The organism is Paenibacillus marchantiae (assembly GCF_028771845.1).
GTDB classification, from domain to species: domain Bacteria; phylum Bacillota; class Bacilli; order Paenibacillales; family Paenibacillaceae; genus Paenibacillus; species Paenibacillus marchantiae.
Window position 1 is genome coordinate 989,291 of sequence record NZ_CP118270.1, and the last position, 17,322, is coordinate 1,006,612.

Here is a 17,322-nt window from a genome sequence, read left to right on the forward strand (position 1 = left end):
TCTGAATGAATATTCAGAAGCGTCCCTTGGCTTAGGCTTATGTCCCTAAACCATGGTCATTAGTTCGGTAAATTGAAGGGTTCGGAACTTCCTCAGTGGGGACAGGTCCAATAACAGGAGCAACGATGTTCACCACTATACTACATGTAACTATCAGCAAAGCCAGCTTTCTCTTCATTGAGTTTCTGCACCTCACTAATCAAAATTTTGTACTGCTGTATAGCTGTGTCAGACGCATAATCCCTATATTGCTCAAATAGCCCGACACCTCTAAGCATACCTCGTCCGTCACTAATTTCAAGTGAAAACCTCAAACTATCAAGAACAAAATCTATTCCCTTGGCAAATTCATCTTTTTTAAGGTAATAGGTTCCCAATCCTGCCAACAGACGAACATAGCGATCATCCGTTACCTGTTTGCTAACTTTCCCAATTCGATTACTTTGTTCTTGATAAGTGAAGTAGGATTCGTATTCCTTTAGTACATAGTCAATATTCATATCATAGCGATTTGCAGCTGTTACAATGTCACACAGTGCAGGGAAAATCTCATTTTCTTTCGTTGAGATGTAATCGAGATAGTCAGGCAATATCTCAAACTGTCCAGCCATTAATTGATATATATAGCGATTTCCTTCAGCCCATTCCTGGAATTGATTAATGACAACCAGCTCATCCGAATCAGGCTTTTTTACCCAACTGTAGTCCGTATATAAAGAAACATATTTCAGTGCAATTTCATAATTATTTAGATGGAAGTTAGCACTTCCAGATGCCAAATAGGCATACATAATATAAAAGATAATCGGTCGTTTCGTCTCTTCCTGTTTCCGTCTTCCATTCAACTCATAATGAATGGTCGCTTTTACTTTCAACTTTTCAGAGAGCTCCTGAACCTTGCTCCACCTGTGAAGAGATGCAAAGGCATTGATCAGTTCGTTAAGCGCATCCAGCTGATAGCGTTCATCCAGCCGATCCACATAGTATTCGAATTGGGCCGCAATGATTAGATTTCGTTGCTGATCATTGCTCAGCCCCAATCTGAATAGTCGATACTGACATAGTGCAAGCCGTTCGGAGTGTTGCATTTTCTCACTTTCGGCTATCGTTTCATATAGTAGAACGGCCGGTTTGAATTTACCAGCATGGTAGAATTCTTCAGCCAGATCAAATAACAAAGGAATATAAGATAGATTATCCATCATCAACCGGATAACATCTTCAATACAATTCAATTTATCCAATTCTGCACATCGATGAAGGAATGGTCCCAGTCTTCGCCAGTCAGGGGCAGCATGGACAAAACACTCATCTATATACAATTCATAGAAGTAACCTTCTTCAAGTCTCATAGCTGAAGTGATTCGATCCAGCTGCTGCATCGCAATCGGACGATTCTTGTTCAAAATGTTGCTCAGCGTACCCGAGTTAATTCCTGACGTTTCCGAAAAAAGACTAATGGACATCTGCTCACGCTTCAGATAACTCTCTAAATGATCGCGTATCGTGGTTGTCGGCTCCAAACTAACACCACCCTCCAAAATAAAAAACCATAAACAGGATTAACGGTATGCAAAAGTAATTATATGTAATAATTAAGCAAGGGTCAATAAGATAAATTCAACTAATTTGTATTAATTACAAAATAATCCTTTTGTTAAAATAGAGGCCCTACCCTTATTTTATACCGGGAACGAATAAGCATCAAATAAAGGATAAAATAAAAACACGAGCGCTATATACGCTCGTGTTTTACATGCAATACAGCAGATCATTCTGCTATGTATTGATTTGGGTTTAAGGCAGCACATTGCCAGCTGCACGATAGATTTCGTACCACTCTTGGCGTGTAAGGTGAACATCGCCAGCTTTGATGCAATCCTGCAAACGCTGGATGTTCATTGTACCTGTCACGGGCTGCATTTGTGCCGGGTGACGCAGCAACCAGGCAATTGCGATGGTCGTGTTGCTCACTTCATATTTTGCAGCAATCTCATCGATCTTCGCATTCAGTTCCGGGAACTTATCGCTGCCCAGGAATACGCCTTCGAAGAATCCGTATTGGAACGGGGACCATGGTTGAATCGTGATATCATGCAGGCGGCAATAATCAAGAATACTGCCATCACGGTTAACCGCGGCATCGTTCTCCATATTTACGTTGATTCCACTGTCAATCATCGTGGTATTGGTAATACTCAACTGCAGCTGGTTGGCTACCAGTGGCTGTTTAACGTATTTTTTCAACAGTTCGATCTGGTTCGGATTCTGGTTGGATACCCCGAAGTGACGCACTTTGCCTTCGCGTTCCAGCTGGTCAAAGGCTTCAGCCACTTCTTCCGGTTCAACCAAGGTGTCCGGACGATGCAGCAACAAAACATCCAGGTAATCGGTTTTCAAGCGCTGCAGAATGCCATCCACCGAATTCAAGATGTGCTCTTTGGAGAAATCAAACATGCCTTTGCGGATACCGCATTTGGATTGAAGAATCATATTTTCACGAACCTGGGGATTCATCTGCACAGCCTCTGCAAAGATCTCCTCACACGCCCCGTTTCCATAAATATCAGCATGATCGAAGAAGTTCGCGCCTGCTTCCATGGCGGAATGAACAAAATGTTCAGCTTCTTTGCTGCTTAATGAATTAATTCGCATGCAGCCAACGGCTACAACCGGTATTTCGAGTGCGCTGCTGCCAAGTTTAATTGTTCTCAAGATGATTTCCCTCCATATTCGAATAGTATCGTACATTCATTCTATGATCTTTGCCAACTAGTATATACTTGTCTTCCGTCTATGATTGTGACACAGAACTGCAATCGGTTTCAATGGAATTTTAGAATTCTTATATGGAATAATGGAGGTTTTTTTCAGCATCGTTCCCCCACCTATACTTCTTCCGGGACTATCACTTCAATATGCCGAGGCAATACACTGATTTGAATGGGCAAAGAAGGCCCTTCCTCCCCATCCACATTTGTGCGAATGGCTTCTATAGAACGGACGTGAACTTCTTTTGCTGTAAAATAATCAACATCCTTATGGTTCTTCAGATTGCCAAACAACAGGGACGTTCCGAGTGTTACCGTATTAAAGACATTCATGCTACGGATCACAAAACAATGAATTAACCCATCATCCACCGCTGCTTCTGGGGACAATTTCTCAAAACCTCCAACCGAATTGGTCAGTGCCGCGAGAAAAAGTGGAGACTCCCCTTCCCAAAACTTCCCGTCATACTCAATAGTTAGTGGCTTGGCCGGTGTATTCATCAGATCTTTCAATCCTTCTTTCAAATATGCGAATGAACCCAGCTTCGACTTCTCTTCCGAAGATACCGAAAACAACGCCTCTGCCAATGAACCGGCTGCCACCACGTTGGCAAACAGACGATCATTGATTTTACCGAGATCCACCCTATGGATCTGCTCCGAACGTAACTGCCGAATGGCTTCCTCCGGATCAAGCGAGATATTCAGCGCACGCGCAAAATCATTTACCGTACCGAGCGGCACCACACCCAGTCTGGGACGATGCTCCTGATCCATCATGCCGTTAATCGTCTCATGCAGCGTCCCATCCCCTCCGATGGAAATGACGAGATCACAGCCATCTTTGCAGGCACTCAGACAGTAGTTGGTCGCATCGCCCTCACCAGCCGTCTCATTGACCACCACTTCATACTGCTGTGATTCAAGAATTTCTTGTACCTGGGACACATATTGCTGAGCCTCTTCTTTACCCGACGATGGATTACTAATGATCATGGCTTGGCGCATACCTGCATCTTCTCCTCCAAATGGCATTCTTACTTCATCTATACCCTTTCTGCCATGGAGTTGAATAGCATCTAGAGGAGTTGTACAATATTTTTTGAAAAAGATGGCTGGAAGAGTGCAGTATGGGGTTTGTATCATATAGAATAGAAGTAGATGTTCTACCTGTCATGAATTTCTTGTTCCTTTTGCCCCATGATGGGTTAATAACTATAGATGTGTTTTTATTCGTGCCTGCATAAGTTAAACTGGTCCATTTACACTTACCACTCCGATGGCAGAACAACCTTCCGATCACAGTTATCCCCGGATTTCCTTGATTCCCTTTTTCTAAAGGGAGAAATCCCGTGATAAAGGTGACCGCTTCGCTTCTTCAGGTTATTTCTGCCCTCTCCGTTATCGTGTAAATATTGTACTTACCTTATATATCATCGAAAAAAATCAATCTGTTCGGAGTATTTTAAAATCGGAATCGGAGGGAATTCATGCAATGAGAAGAATGACTCTACTATTTCTAGTCTTCATCCTGAGTCTTGGGGCGGCTGGGCAAGCGATGGCCTATACTACGGCAGACTTGGGCGAAGGAATCATCAAAGATCCTGCACTGGAGAACGGACTGAAGCTGATCCTGAACAAACCGGTAGATGCCCCTCTAACCTCCTCCGATCTGGAGCAGCTGAACGTGGTGGATCTAAGCAATGCAGGCATTCAAAGCCTGTCCGGTCTGGAATACGCCACGAATCTGACCCACCTCCGGTTATATGGCAATGAGATTGAAGACCTAACACCGCTTGCGCATCTGACTCAGCTTCGCGAGGTTGACGTCCGCAATAATTACATTACATCGATTGATGCACTGGCTGATTTGAAAGACCTGGGACGGCTGTATATCAGCAACAATTCCATTTCTTCCATAGAAGTTGTACGTGGATTCACCCGATTACATACGTTTCACGCCAGCGGTAACCAGATTACTAGTCTCTCCGCACTGGCGGATGCAGATGATCTTCAATGGCTTGAAATCTCGAATAATGCGATAACGGACCTGACACCACTGGCGGATAAAAGAAAACTGAAACAGCTCAATGTGTCCAACAACCACATTCATACACTGGATGTACTGGCTGATCTGCCGAATACACTTCAGAAGCTGAATGTGGCAGGCAACGAGATCTCCGATCTGATGCCCTTGAAGCATATGACACGCCTGCAGACGCTGGACTTCTCCGGGAATCAGGTTCAGCATCTGGCACCCTTGGAAGACCTGGTAGGGTTGAAAGAACTGAATGCGGAGTCCAATCAGATCTATGATCTGGAGCCGTTACGCCAGCTATCCAAGCTGGAAGTACTGAAACTGTCCAATAACCGGGTGTGGAATCTGTCACCGATTGCCGGTTTTACTTTTACAAGAAACAGCTCTGCAAATACAAATACGATAACGGATATCTCGGCTTCCACTTCCTTATCCTCCGGTACGCAGACCTCGGTCTCTGAACCGGAACCTGCCGGACTTACGGTGCAAAATAATTATCTGGATGTTGCGAACGGTAGTGACACGATGCAGCTTCTAAACCAAATGAATGTGCGGGAGCAGAAGCGTACTCCACAGGGTAATTTCCAGCGGCTTATTGAAGGCTCTACCACGGCCTATGTCGGGGATCGTGCTTACGCACTGGAGGCTGCACCTTTTATCGATGAGGGACGGACCTATGTACCACTCCGTTTTGTCTCCGAGCAGTTGAATGCCAGCGTGAACTGGAATCCGGATACACAGGAGGTTCAGATTGCGCAGAATGATACAACGATTCATTGGACGGTGGGCAACAAGCAGGTGGTTGTGGACGATACGCTTGCTATAAATGATGCACCCCTGTTGATGAAGGATGGAAAGGCGTTTGTCCCGGTACGTTTTATTTCGGAGCAATTCAATACGACGGTTGCGTATATCGGAAGCAGCAAAACGATTCTGATCTTCGAAAACAAAGCGCAGGACGAAAATGTACAACCTTAATTAAGCAAAGCATGATCAGCACCGCGCACTTATCTCAACTTATCTTAATGCACAATTCAATTCATATGCCCTCCATGTAGATTGTTACATGCACAGCGAAGTCCCCGTCTGAACATCAGCGGGGATTTTTGATGAGCATTAAACTAGATACGATCACGCGGAAAGCGATTATTTAATCGAAAAAACGGATGCTGCCCAGGGTCTGCCTGTATTCACTGGGACTCATGCCAGTCCATCGCCTGAACTGCCGACTGAAGTGCGCAAGACTGGAATATCCGAGCATGGTGGCAACGCGAGTGAGGTTAAGATCAGGCTGGTGTATCAGCTGCTTGGCCTCGTGGAGCTTCAGTTCGGACAAATATCTGCGCGGAGAGATGCCGTATACTTTCTGAAACGTCTCCAGAGCATATCCAGGGCTGATTTGAAGCGAGGCCGCAATCTCTTCAATCCGAATCTCCTTATCTCCCAGCCCTTCCCGCTGGATATTCCCGGTATTGAAGCGGCTTTTGATTGCCTCGGCAATCAGTGTTGCATAGTGCGCCACAGTAGGCGATACGGCTTCTTGGGAACGGGAGGAGCTTTGCTCTGCCAATATCGCCAAAATCTCCAGCAAACCAGCCTGCATACGGAACAGATCTGATGTTGTATATTCTTCTTTGTGCTGAAGCAGCTCCACCCATTTCATCATGACTTCCGTTAATCGCTGATTATCCTCGCCGCCACATGGGAACAACATCTGCACATGTCTACTCATCTCCTGGCGAAACAGAACCTCATCTACATTGAAATGGGCAATAAAGTAGGTCAGCCCCTGCTCCTGATTACATTCATTGGTATGTTTGCATCCAGGCGGGATAAGCAATATATCTCCTGCTAGGAGTTCATAACGGATGTTCTCCAGTATCGTCGTCTGCGATCCTTCCAGAATCAGTATCAATTCAAAGGCCAAATGCGATTCCAGCGGCACTTGCCAGCCTCGCTTTACCTTCTGCATGTGAGCACCAAACAGCTTGACGTTCCAGTCCGTCGCAGGCAGCCATCGGCTCTCCGGAGATAGATAAGAACGGTATGGTTCAGGAATGATCATGCATTTCACCACCTTGGATTAGGGCAAATTTTACGCGGTTCAGCGTATCTTCTTTTGCAATGGGACTTGATATACTGACTGTACATCATACCTAAGATTCAAGCGAGGAGGAAATTCCAATGTCCCTGACATTACATGGTTATTCCACTACACCAGATCATGCATGGAAAGAGATCTCTTATACATCTACAAATAAAAACGCTAACTTAAAGCTCACAGGTGAACAGCATCAGCTTGTAGAAGGATTTGGCGGTTGTTTTAATGAGCTTGGTTATATTGCCCTGTCCCACTTGAATGAGGAGCAGCGTCATGACGTATTTCATTCCCCTCTTCCACCCGGAAGGTGAACATAAATTCAACATCTGTCGCCTGCCCATCGGCGCGAGTGATTATGCAGTGCAATGGTACAGTCACAATGAGGTGGACGGCGATGTGACCATGGAACATTTTTCGATCGAACGTGATTTCAAATATCTGATTCCATACATCAAAGAGGCCCTGAGCTATAATCCGAATCTGCAATTCTTCGCCTCGCCGTGGAGCCCGCCCACCTGGATGAAATCACCGAAAGCCTATAACTATGGAACGCTGCGCTGGGAGAAGGATATCCTGGAAGCTTATGCGCTGTATTTTGTCAAATTCGTACAGGCGTACAAGGACGCTGGCATCACCATCCATCAGGTCCATGTACAAAACGAAGTCATCGCGGATCAGAAATTCCCTTCCTGCATGTGGACAGGTGAGCAGCTGCGTGAGTTTATCGCCGACTATCTGGGTCCTGCTTTTGACCAGCACGGTCTGGATACGGAAATCTGGCTGGGAACGATCAACGCACCTGATCCATGGGAAGAATTGATCAAAAAGAAAACGAATGATTTTGACGAATACGCCGGACTGGTGCTTAGTGATCCCAAAGCGTACGCCTATATCAAGGGAGTTGGTTATCAGTGGGCAGGCAAAAATGCCATCCAACGTACAGCTGCGAGCTACCCGGAGCTTCGTTACATGCAGACCGAGAATGAATGCGGTGACGGTAACAACTCGTGGAACTACGCCAAGTATGTATTTAATCTGTATCAGCACTATTTCAGCAATGGAGTGAATGCGTATATTTACTGGAACATGGTTCTGGAGCCAAAAGGCCGCAGCACATGGGGGTGGGAGCAAAACTCCATGATTACGGTAGACCCGGATGCCAAAGGAATCATTCGGAATCCCGAGTATTATGTGATGAAGCATTTTGCTCATGATGTCGTGCCTGGTGCACGAAGAGTCGGACTGTCTGGAGCCTGGAGTGGCAAAGCCGTGGCTTTCCGCAACCCGGACAATAGTCTCGTCATTGTCATCAACAATCCGTTCAAGGACAGCCGTGACCTGCATCTGGCATATGAAGGGCAGACACTCCGGTTCGAGCTGGAGGCGGATTCCTTCAACAGTATTATTATTTCCCAATCCTAATACCCATTCAAACCACGAAATAGCGTCATGTCCCCCTACTTGATGTGGGGGATATGACGCTATATTCTTGTGCAAAGTTATGGAAAGGAATGACTCTGTAAATGATTTTGCCTACCTCGCTTAAGGATTGTTCGCAAGATAATTTCTCAGCCATTGCAGCGCTGGACGCTCTGTACCATTGGTATTCACCAAATGAGAACCGCTCACCCAAGTCTGACCTTGATTAAAGCCCCACAACGTCACACCTTTAACGGCCGAATGCTGCCAGAGGACAGGGAATTTCTGCTGGTAGCGCTGCAGCTGTGTGTTATCATCGCCGGTTATATCCAGTTCGGATACATAGATTGGCAATCCGGTTGCGGCCAGTTTGTTCAATACGGTATTCATTGTGCTGACAGAAACGTTATCCATATTAAAGTAATGACACTGGATGCCGATGCCATCAATCAGGCCTCTGCTCTTCAAGATATTGATGATCTGAACGTATTGATCAGCTGCATTCGGATCGCCAATAATCCCATATTCGTTCAGCAGGAGTTTGGCGTTCGGGAAAGCTTGTCTTGCTTGCTCAAAAGACCAAATAACCCAGTCCCACCCTGTCGCTCCATCCCCGCCTATGGCGTTACGATAGGAAGGTTTGGCATGTAATGGTTCGTTAACTACATCGACAAACGCGGATTTGGAATATCTCTGACCTGCTGCCTTGATCCACTGGATTACTTCAGCTTTCTGATCTGCAGCGGAAAGTCCACTAATCCAACCTGGCTCCTGACTTCCCCAGACAAGCGTGTGAAACTTGAACGGAAATCCATTGTTGTTGGCATAATTGTAGGCAATATCTGCCTGAGACCAGTTCATATTGTTACGCGTGGCTTCGACTGCTCCCCATTTTGTTGAATTCTCCGGCGTTACCTGATTCCAATAGGGACTGAAATTGGAGGGAACACTGCTTGCAATGATATTGCCCAAAAACTTGCTACCTTTGGCCAAACCTGCACTCACACTGCCAACCGCGACTGAGGTAGCGAGCACACCAACCAATGCCAGTGAACCTACAGTCTTAAACCATTTGGACTTGAACATGATCTTCCTCCTTTGAATTTTAGTATTCGATTCATTAGTAAGCGCTTACAAATTTAATTTTACTGGATATATTTGTAATTATCCATGTAGAAAGTATAGCTTGTCCCTCAAAAAGTATAGATGTTGGGCACTAACATGATGACTTAACTAAATGACTTACACTTTATTATATTTACAAATCTATAAATATAGATATAATGTAATTCTGAGAACTTATTATATCGGCCATATATTTTTATATAGGTGAGGAGGCATTTTTTTAGTTTAATATATCTATTTTTCTGTATATATAAATATATTTGGAGGTCTAGACTTTAACATGAAATCGAAATCACAACAGGTTAATCCGTTACTCATCCTCATTCTGGCGCTCGGTGTATTCGCCATCATTACTACAGAAGTCGGCATTATCGGAGTACTGCCCCTGATCACGCAGAAAATCAACATCACCGCTGCACAGGCCGGATGGCTGGTAAGTATTTTCGCTCTCGTCGTTGCCGTGTCTGGCCCTTTCCTGACTTTGCTCGTATCTGGTATCAATCGTAAAACCATTTTGTTAACTGCCGTGCTATTGTTCGCCATTTCCAACGTAGTATATGCCTACACAACCCGATTCGACATGATGCTAATCTTTCGGATTATCCCGGCCATTTTCCATCCAGTCTTCTTCTCCGTTGCTCTCGTCACGGGTGCCAAGCTGGTCCCACCGGAAAAAAGCAGTCAGGCCGTTGCCAAAGTCTTTACCGGAATCACTGCCGGCTTTGCATTTGGCGTGCCCCTAACTTCCTATCTTGCGGAACGATTCTCGTTGGAGGCTGCGTTTTGGTTCGGAGCGGTTGTCAGTATCATTGCTTTCATCGGTATATGGATATGGTTGCCCTCGATGCCTGTGCAAGAGAAGATGTCTTATGGCAAACAGATCGGCATTTTGCGTAAACCTGCGCTGTGGCTAAATATTGCTACTGTCATTTTTATTTTTGCAGCGATGTTCTCCGTATATAGTTATTTCGCCGAATATCTGGGGCAAGTCACCCAAATGGGCGGTTCATGGATTAGTGTGATGCTCTTGGCCTTTGGTGTTATTATGATTGCCGGCAATTTGGTATTCGGACAGCTTCTGCATCGGAATATTCCGAGGACCGTTCTCCTCTTCCCGGTGCTATACATGGCGGCTTATTTACTCGTTTTCTATGCAGGTACCTACTTCACTCCGATGATTATCATGGTGTTCGTCTGGGGTGCGATTCACTCTGGCGGTCTGATTGTCAGCCAAACTTGGCTTACGACGGAATCTCATGAAGCGCCGGAATTCGGAAACAGCCTCTTTGTCTCTTTCTCTAATCTGGGGATTACCCTCGGTACCTCCATTGGTGGCTGGTTCATTGCCCAACTCGGCATCCATCAGGTCATCTGGAGCGGAATCATCTTTGGTTTGCTTGCTTTGGTATCCATCGTTGTCAAAATAAAATTTTTCACCTCTCGTAGTGGTAATTCAATTGAGACGGTATAAGAGTTAAGTGATCCGATCAGGAATGGAGCATTTTACGTTCAAGTATTAACTTCATCTGGGCATCCAGTTGGTAAGGCATAGATATGGGATCAGTAACTGCGAATTCCGTATACTCCGTCATATACACCTGGTTTTGCCTCACTGCAGGCATTTCCTGCCACCAGATGCTGCTGGACATATGTTGATACCGCTCCGAATCCAGTACCGTCAGGAACAAGTGGTCTCCTACATAGGATGCAACTTGCTCCTCTGAGATCATGAGATAAGCCTGACGGTCTATTAATTCCTTCTGTATACGTTCAGGTGCCTGGAGTCCAAGGCCATCATACAGATTGTAGGCTCCTCTGCACCAGTAATTCCCGAACACATAGATTGAGTCATCGCGTATTTCCATCACAGAGAACGTATCCGTACTCTGAATCATACCTTTCAACCGCGATCTCAGGCGCTGTGCCTTGCGCTCATATTGCTTCATTACCTTCTCCGCTTCAAACCCCTTACCAAAGACCTCACCAAGTTTCTGTAACAATACGAATGGCTTGTCGTCGTTCTGTGAAAAAATATATGTCGGCGCTATTGGCGACAACGTATCGTACTCCTCCTGATTTCCAACCAGAATCATCTCTGGCTGCAAATAGGAAATTTCCTGCGGGTCCAGCGGTACGCTGTTGACCTTATGGAAACTCGTACTCAACTTGCTTAGGTAATGCTCATTGGCTAGATTTTTGGCAACCGCTGCTGGGCGGATCCCAAGGGCAAGCAGATGACCGAGGCAACTCATCACACAGATGTTAGATGAACTTTTCCGATGGTTAAGAATGAACTGGCCCGGTGAGATTCCTTCCATCTGTTTAAATCGACGATTGAAATAGTATTCATCCCGATATCCCACCATAGCGGCCACCTCCTTCATACGCTCCCCGCGTAATAGCAGTTGTTTGGCATGTTCCATCCGCAGAGTTGTCATATAATCCGACAGATTCGTTCCTGTCAGCTGCCTGAACCAATGGGTAAACCTCCGCTTGCTAATCCTGGCCTGATCTGCCAACTCATCCACGGTAATTTCCTCGTTGTAACGGCCTTTTAGCTGCGTAATGATCTCGGATATGTTCGCTCTTGTATGCTCACTGGAGACTTCTCCTTCGTGCTCAGGGGTATCTTTCAGTACCATGCTCATCAATCTCTGAAACTGGGTGTGAATGCCGACTCGTTGTTTGCGATCCTGCGCCATACGGCGGTTTTCAATGGCCCGGATTCGCTGCACTATGGATCGAAATCCGGCCGTATCCGTTTCGCGCGTCTCTATAAGGGAAGGGGACATTTGGCGCTCAGGATCATGCAATGTAAATGCGATTAACCACACGGATAACAACGCCTCTTCATTCATCCGAATCTCTACAGTGTGTCCCGCATTGATGACCAGGGGCACCCCATATTGCAGTTCATTTATCTTACCATCGCAAATGAGCAGACCTTCCCCCTCCTCGACCACAATCATGAGGTCGGTGTTTAGCGTTTGTCGTGGAATGCCATCTTTATGCGATAGATGTTGTAGAGCCAACCCGTGAAGTTCGTAATAAATGTCGGGAACAACGTACCGGGTTTTGAGATGAGTCAGATCCACAGCTAGCTCTCCTTTTTTCTGATAACCATTATCAATTAGAATCATCATAACCCAACTCTTCCTTGGTTATCAATGACCGAAACTTGCCCACAACCAGCCTATTAATGCAAAAAAAACGTCCTATTATTCCATTGAATGCACCCTTGAACCGCATTACACTTGGTTTATTGATAATGATTATCAGTAAATGTTTAACCATACAGGGGGATATTCATGATACACAAAATGTCGAGATTCACCACGTTGCTCACCTTATGTTTGATTGTATTGGTTGCAACAGCTTGCGGTAAAACAGCCGATTCAACAAGTAATACAGCACAGACCACCAGCCAAACTGAGGAAAAAGGAACCCAAATGGCGACCGATGCCTATGGTAACCAGGTGGAGATTCCCATAGCGCCCAAACGTATCGTATACACAGACAACACCGTTGGGGATCTATTAATTTTTGGTATCAAGCCTGTAGGTGTGGTACAGCAAGGTCTGCAATACGCGACGTATAAAGACGAACTGAAAGATGTTGCAGATATCGGCTGGCCGCCAAGTCCGGAGAAGATTGTGGAACTTCAGCCCGATCTGATTATTACATCAACTCCCGACCAAAAGCAGAATGAGACGCTCTCCAAGATCGCTCCGGTTATCCTGACCAATGAATGGGACCCTATGCCTGATCGGATCAAGCGACTGGGCGAGTGGCTCGGCAACAAGCAACTGCCTGAAGAATTTCTCGCACGTCATGAAGCTGAGATTGTGAAGATGTGGACCGCATTGCAGCAGGATGGCACCATTCAGAAGGACGAGACGGCATCCGTATTTCAATACATGATTGGCCAGAAAAGATTGAGTGTGTACACGACCAGTTACCTGACCGGTTTTGTCTATAACAAGGATGGATTCAAGCCAACCACAGCGATTCAGAAAATGATTGATAACCCGGATGACTATGGCTATGCCGATATTTCCACCGAACAGCTGCCCGAAATTGCCGGAGACCGAATTTTCATTGTGTATTACAGTGACGAAGAATTGAAGGAAGTTGAGAACATGACCAAGGGTCCCGTATGGAGCCAACTACCCGCTATCAAAGCCGGTAAAGTATATTTCGTGAATGGTGGGCTAGGTATATCAACAGATCCGCTGGCGAGGGAAGAACTGATCAAACAACTTCCTGTGATGCTCAAAAAATAAAGGGTTTCTGCCCAACGAATCATGGAGGTTAGCGATGAAAGATTCACTTGAACGATATGATGTGACCATCATCGGCGGAGGACCCGCCGGGTTATACACGGCTTTTTATAGCGGAATGAGAGAACTGAAGACCAAGGTCATAGAAGCACAGGATGAACTGGGCGGAAGAGTCCTGACCTATCCTGAGAAAATGATATGGGATGTCGGGGCCATGCCCCCAATTCGTGGGGAACAACTCATTGCCCAGTTGATTGGACAAGCCCGCACATTTGATCCGACGATTGTGCTCGGCCAGCGGATTGTCGGCATGGAGCGTCAGGAAGATGGAACCATCCTGCTCACCGCTGATCATGGTCAGCAACATCTGACCAGGACCGTTATTCTGGCCATTGGCTATGGCGAGCGCCAGAACGTCAAGCTTGAGATTGAAGGAGCAGATCGCTTCGAGGTGACCAACCTGCACTACACGGTTCAGGAGTTGGAACGATTCCGGGATCAGCGGGTACTAATTTCGGGTGGAGGAGATTCCGCTGTGGACTGGGCAAATGAGTTGCAGTCCATTGCCAGCAGCGTAACGATCGTTCATCGCCGGGATCATTTTGGCGGTCTGGAGCGAAGTGTTACGATGATGAAGAACTCCTCCGTCCAGGTTCGGACACCCTATACCATTGAAGCGCTCCACAGCAGCGACGGGACACAAATTGATCGTGTATCCCTCCTCCATACTGAGACGTCAGAGCGAGAGCAGTTGGAGGTTGATGCGGTCATCGTCAATCACGGCATGAAGTGCAATTATGGTTCCATCCGGAATTGGGGTCTGGATCTCGGTGAGTGGAACCTGGAGGTGGGAGCCGAGATGACGACCAACGTTCCCGGTGTATTCGCTGCAGGCGATTTTGTAGCCTATGATAGTAAAGTTGAATTACTGGCAGGCACTTTTACCAGCGGTATTCTCGCACTAAACAGTGCTAAGCGATATATACAACCAGATGCTTCACTAATGGCATATGTATCTTCACACAATGAGCTGTTCAAAGAGAAAAACCGGGCTTTGGGTATGGTTGAGGAAGAAGTTTAAACATATAGAGATACGCGTAGAGACCACTCTGATCATTCCCTATGGAATTTCCATGGAATGATCCAGAGTGGTCTCTTTTATTTGTCATTTTGTGGTTTACATTTACCAAATGTTTATCTAGTATTAACTCCAATAACACATATCTGTACATAACACTAGATAACAAGGGAGATTACAACATGCGCAAATTTTCGCCGAAACGTTACGCCGGATGGCCCTTATCATTCCTCTTATGTGCCTCCATCCTCTTCGCACCTTTTGCCTCCACTCCGGCTCAGGCTGCTGAAGCAGACAAGGAAACCAAGATTACGTTGCTGGGAACATCAGACATTCATGGCCGATTTATGCCGTGGGACTATGCCCTGGACGGTCCGAATCCGACAGGCAGCATGACGCAGTTGTACACGATTGTAAAAAAAGTACGTGCTGAGAATCCGAATACGATTCTGCTGGATGCAGGCGACATGATTCAGGACAACTCGGCTGAACTGTTCAACGATCAACCTCAATCTCCCATGATGGTCGCAATGAACGAAATGAAATATGACGCATGGGTTATGGGAAATCATGAATTTAACTTTGGATTGGACGTATTAGAGAAGATTTCCTCACAGTTCAAGGGACAACCCTTGGTAGGTAACATTTTCAAAGAAAACGGCGACCGCTACATGCCTGCTTATACGATTATTGAGAAAGACGGTATCAAGGTTGGTGTCATCGGAATGAACACACCTATGATTACGGAGTTCGAGAAAGGTACGGATCACCTGAATGGCCTCATTGTCAAAGATCCTGTAGAAGAGACCAAGAAGGCCATCGCTGAGCTGAAAGGCAAAGTGGATGTCATGGTTGGACTCATGCATATGGGACTGGATAACGAGAACGGGAACCCGGGAACCGGGGTCACGGATATCGCCAATGCCAACCCGGAGCTGGCTGCCATTTTTGCCGGACACATGCATACCCTGATTGAATCGCAAACGGTTAACGGCGTATTGATCTCCGAGCCGAACAAATATGGTTCACATATTTCACGGATTGACCTCACGTTTGCCAAAGAAGGCGACAAGGTTGTACTGAAAAGCAAGGAAGCACAAGCACTCGCTGTAAAAGCAGCTGATGGCTCTTATGAAGTGTCTGATCCCGGACTGGAAGATACACTGCATCCGTTTCATGAGTTCGCTCGTGCTGATGCCAACATTGAAGTAGCTGAACTAAAAGGAACCAACCTGGTGCCAGCAGATGAGATCAAAGGTATTCCTGCTGTGCAGATTCAGGAGACACCACTCTCAGACTTCTTCACTGAAGTCATGATGCATTATAGCGATGCCGATGTTGTTGCACATCAGATCGATAACGATAAGGCCAAGTTGGATGTCGGACCGATCAAGAAAAAGGATATCGCGTTCAACTACCAATATACCTTTGGTGAAGTAACGGTATATGAAGTGACCGGACGTGATCTGAAGGATTACATGGAATGGTCTGCGGGTTATTTTAACTCCACACGTCCTGGTGATGTGACGATCAGTTTTGATCCGAAACGACGTGCTTCCAAATACAGCACCGACGATTTCTTCGGCGGAGTGACGTATGAGATTGACCTGACCAAGCCTTACGGCAGTCGGATTACGAACCTAAAATACAGTAATGGCAAAGTGGTTAAAGAAGACGATACGCTCAAGCTCGGCATGAATGCCTACCGGATGGAAGCCCTGATTGCCAAAGGTGGGGCACTGGAAGGACGTAAGTTCAAGCAATTATGGTCCTCCAAGGATGCTTCAGCATTTGGCGAGATTCAAGGTACGATCCGTAATCTGTCCATTGCTTATCTCAAAGACGTGATGAAGGGCGTTTACGAACCGAAAATCCAGCACAACTGGAAAATCACCGGTGTTGATCTGACAGTACCTGCACGTGCAGATATCGTAGAGCTAATTAATGCTGGCATCATGTCTGTTCCTACAACGGAAGATGGCAAGTATACCAATATTGCGTCCATTAACATTTTGGATACGGTGACTCAAGAAGAAATGACCGCACTTGCCTCCAAAGCGAACGTAAGTATCGCGAAATTCTCTGGCGTGAAAACCAAAGGTGAGTTCTATCAAGAGCTGAATAAAGCTCGTAAGGCGTCCACTGGCAGTGGTGAGGAAGAGATTACTACACCTGAGAAGCCGACAACACCAACAGTACCGAAACCAGACACATCGAAACCTGGAAAACCATCGACATCACCAGGTACAAGTAAACCGGGTACAGTCGTTAAAGGTAAACAAGCCAAGGTTACTGCGACCTACCTGAACATGCGCTCCAGCGCTTCATCCAAAGCCAAAGTAGTTACTGCCGTACCGAAAGGCACCGTCCTTGAGGTAATCAGTACAGATAAGTATGGCTGGGTCAAAGTGAAACTGGATGGACGCGTAGCTTATGTCTACGGAAAATACGTAACTATGCTGAAATAGATTGCCAGTTAACGACTTTAGGTAATTAATCTATTCATAAGA

General features: G+C 46.0%; 11 protein-coding genes and 1 pseudogene. 6 read left to right on the forward strand and 6 right to left on the reverse strand.

The genetic code is table 11. The features are described from left to right. Positions 1-140: 140 nt before the first annotated feature. The 3 genes from PTQ21_RS04495 to PTQ21_RS04505 form a co-directional block, all read right to left on the reverse strand. The gene (locus PTQ21_RS04495; protein ID WP_063565846.1) at positions 141-1,523 is read right to left on the reverse strand and encodes a hypothetical protein; all 1,383 of its coding nucleotides are present in this window, start codon (positions 1,521-1,523) and stop codon (positions 141-143) included. 274 nt (positions 1,524-1,797) lie between these two features. Continuing rightward, positions 1,798-2,715, reverse strand: a complete 918-nt coding sequence (locus tag PTQ21_RS04500) for an aldo/keto reductase (RefSeq protein WP_063565845.1) — start codon at positions 2,713-2,715, stop codon at positions 1,798-1,800. 173 nt (positions 2,716-2,888) lie between these two features. Continuing rightward, the gene (locus tag PTQ21_RS04505; RefSeq protein WP_274568966.1) at positions 2,889-3,779 is read right to left on the reverse strand and encodes a diacylglycerol/lipid kinase family protein; all 891 of its coding nucleotides are present in this window, start codon (positions 3,777-3,779) and stop codon (positions 2,889-2,891) included. 487 nt (positions 3,780-4,266) lie between these two features. On the opposite strand from PTQ21_RS04505, the gene PTQ21_RS04510 reads away from it, so the two are divergent. Further along, complete coding sequence (locus PTQ21_RS04510; RefSeq protein ID WP_274568967.1) at positions 4,267-5,787, forward strand: leucine-rich repeat domain-containing protein; 1,521 nt, start codon at positions 4,267-4,269, stop codon at positions 5,785-5,787. 172 nt (positions 5,788-5,959) lie between these two features. On the opposite strand, the gene PTQ21_RS04515 is transcribed toward PTQ21_RS04510, so the two are convergent. Beyond that, complete coding sequence (locus PTQ21_RS04515) at positions 5,960-6,874, reverse strand: AraC family transcriptional regulator (RefSeq protein WP_274568968.1); 915 nt, start codon at positions 6,872-6,874, stop codon at positions 5,960-5,962. Between the two features lie 119 nt (positions 6,875-6,993). Here PTQ21_RS04515 and PTQ21_RS04520 point away from each other — a divergent pair. Then, positions 6,994-8,332: pseudogene (locus tag PTQ21_RS04520) on the forward strand (glycoside hydrolase family 30 protein). 120 nt (positions 8,333-8,452) lie between these two features. On the opposite strand, the gene PTQ21_RS04525 reads toward PTQ21_RS04520, so the two are convergent. Further along, positions 8,453-9,415: an endo-1,4-beta-xylanase gene (locus PTQ21_RS04525; RefSeq protein ID WP_063565840.1), complete on the reverse strand. Its 963-nt coding sequence runs from the start codon at positions 9,413-9,415 to the stop codon at positions 8,453-8,455. A 319-nt stretch (positions 9,416-9,734) separates the two neighbouring features. Here PTQ21_RS04525 and PTQ21_RS04530 point away from each other — a divergent pair, with 319 nt between their 5' ends. Next, positions 9,735-10,925 carry an MFS transporter gene (locus tag PTQ21_RS04530; protein WP_274568969.1) on the forward strand — a complete coding sequence of 397 codons (1,191 nt, stop codon included), beginning with the start codon at positions 9,735-9,737 and terminating at the stop codon, positions 10,923-10,925. Positions 10,926-10,941: 16 nt separating this feature from the next. On the opposite strand, the gene PTQ21_RS04535 is transcribed toward PTQ21_RS04530, so the two are convergent. Then, the gene (locus PTQ21_RS04535; RefSeq protein WP_274568970.1) at positions 10,942-12,597 is read right to left on the reverse strand and encodes a helix-turn-helix domain-containing protein; all 1,656 of its coding nucleotides are present in this window, start codon (positions 12,595-12,597) and stop codon (positions 10,942-10,944) included. Between the two features lie 165 nt (positions 12,598-12,762). On the opposite strand from PTQ21_RS04535, the gene PTQ21_RS04540 reads away from it, so the two are divergent. The 3 genes from PTQ21_RS04540 (at position 12,763) to PTQ21_RS04550 (ending at position 17,280) form a co-directional block, all read left to right on the forward strand. Continuing rightward, complete coding sequence (locus PTQ21_RS04540; RefSeq protein WP_063565837.1) at positions 12,763-13,737, forward strand: ABC transporter substrate-binding protein; 975 nt, start codon at positions 12,763-12,765, stop codon at positions 13,735-13,737. A gap of 34 nt (positions 13,738-13,771) precedes the next feature. Further along, on the forward strand, positions 13,772-14,815 hold the full coding sequence (locus PTQ21_RS04545; protein ID WP_274568971.1) for an NAD(P)/FAD-dependent oxidoreductase: 1,044 nt from the start codon (positions 13,772-13,774) through the stop codon (positions 14,813-14,815). A 179-nt stretch (positions 14,816-14,994) separates the two neighbouring features. Beyond that, a complete protein-coding gene (locus tag PTQ21_RS04550; protein WP_274568972.1) occupies positions 14,995-17,280 on the forward strand; it encodes a 5'-nucleotidase C-terminal domain-containing protein in 2,286 nt (761 codons plus the stop codon). Positions 17,281-17,322: the final 42 nt, after the last annotated feature.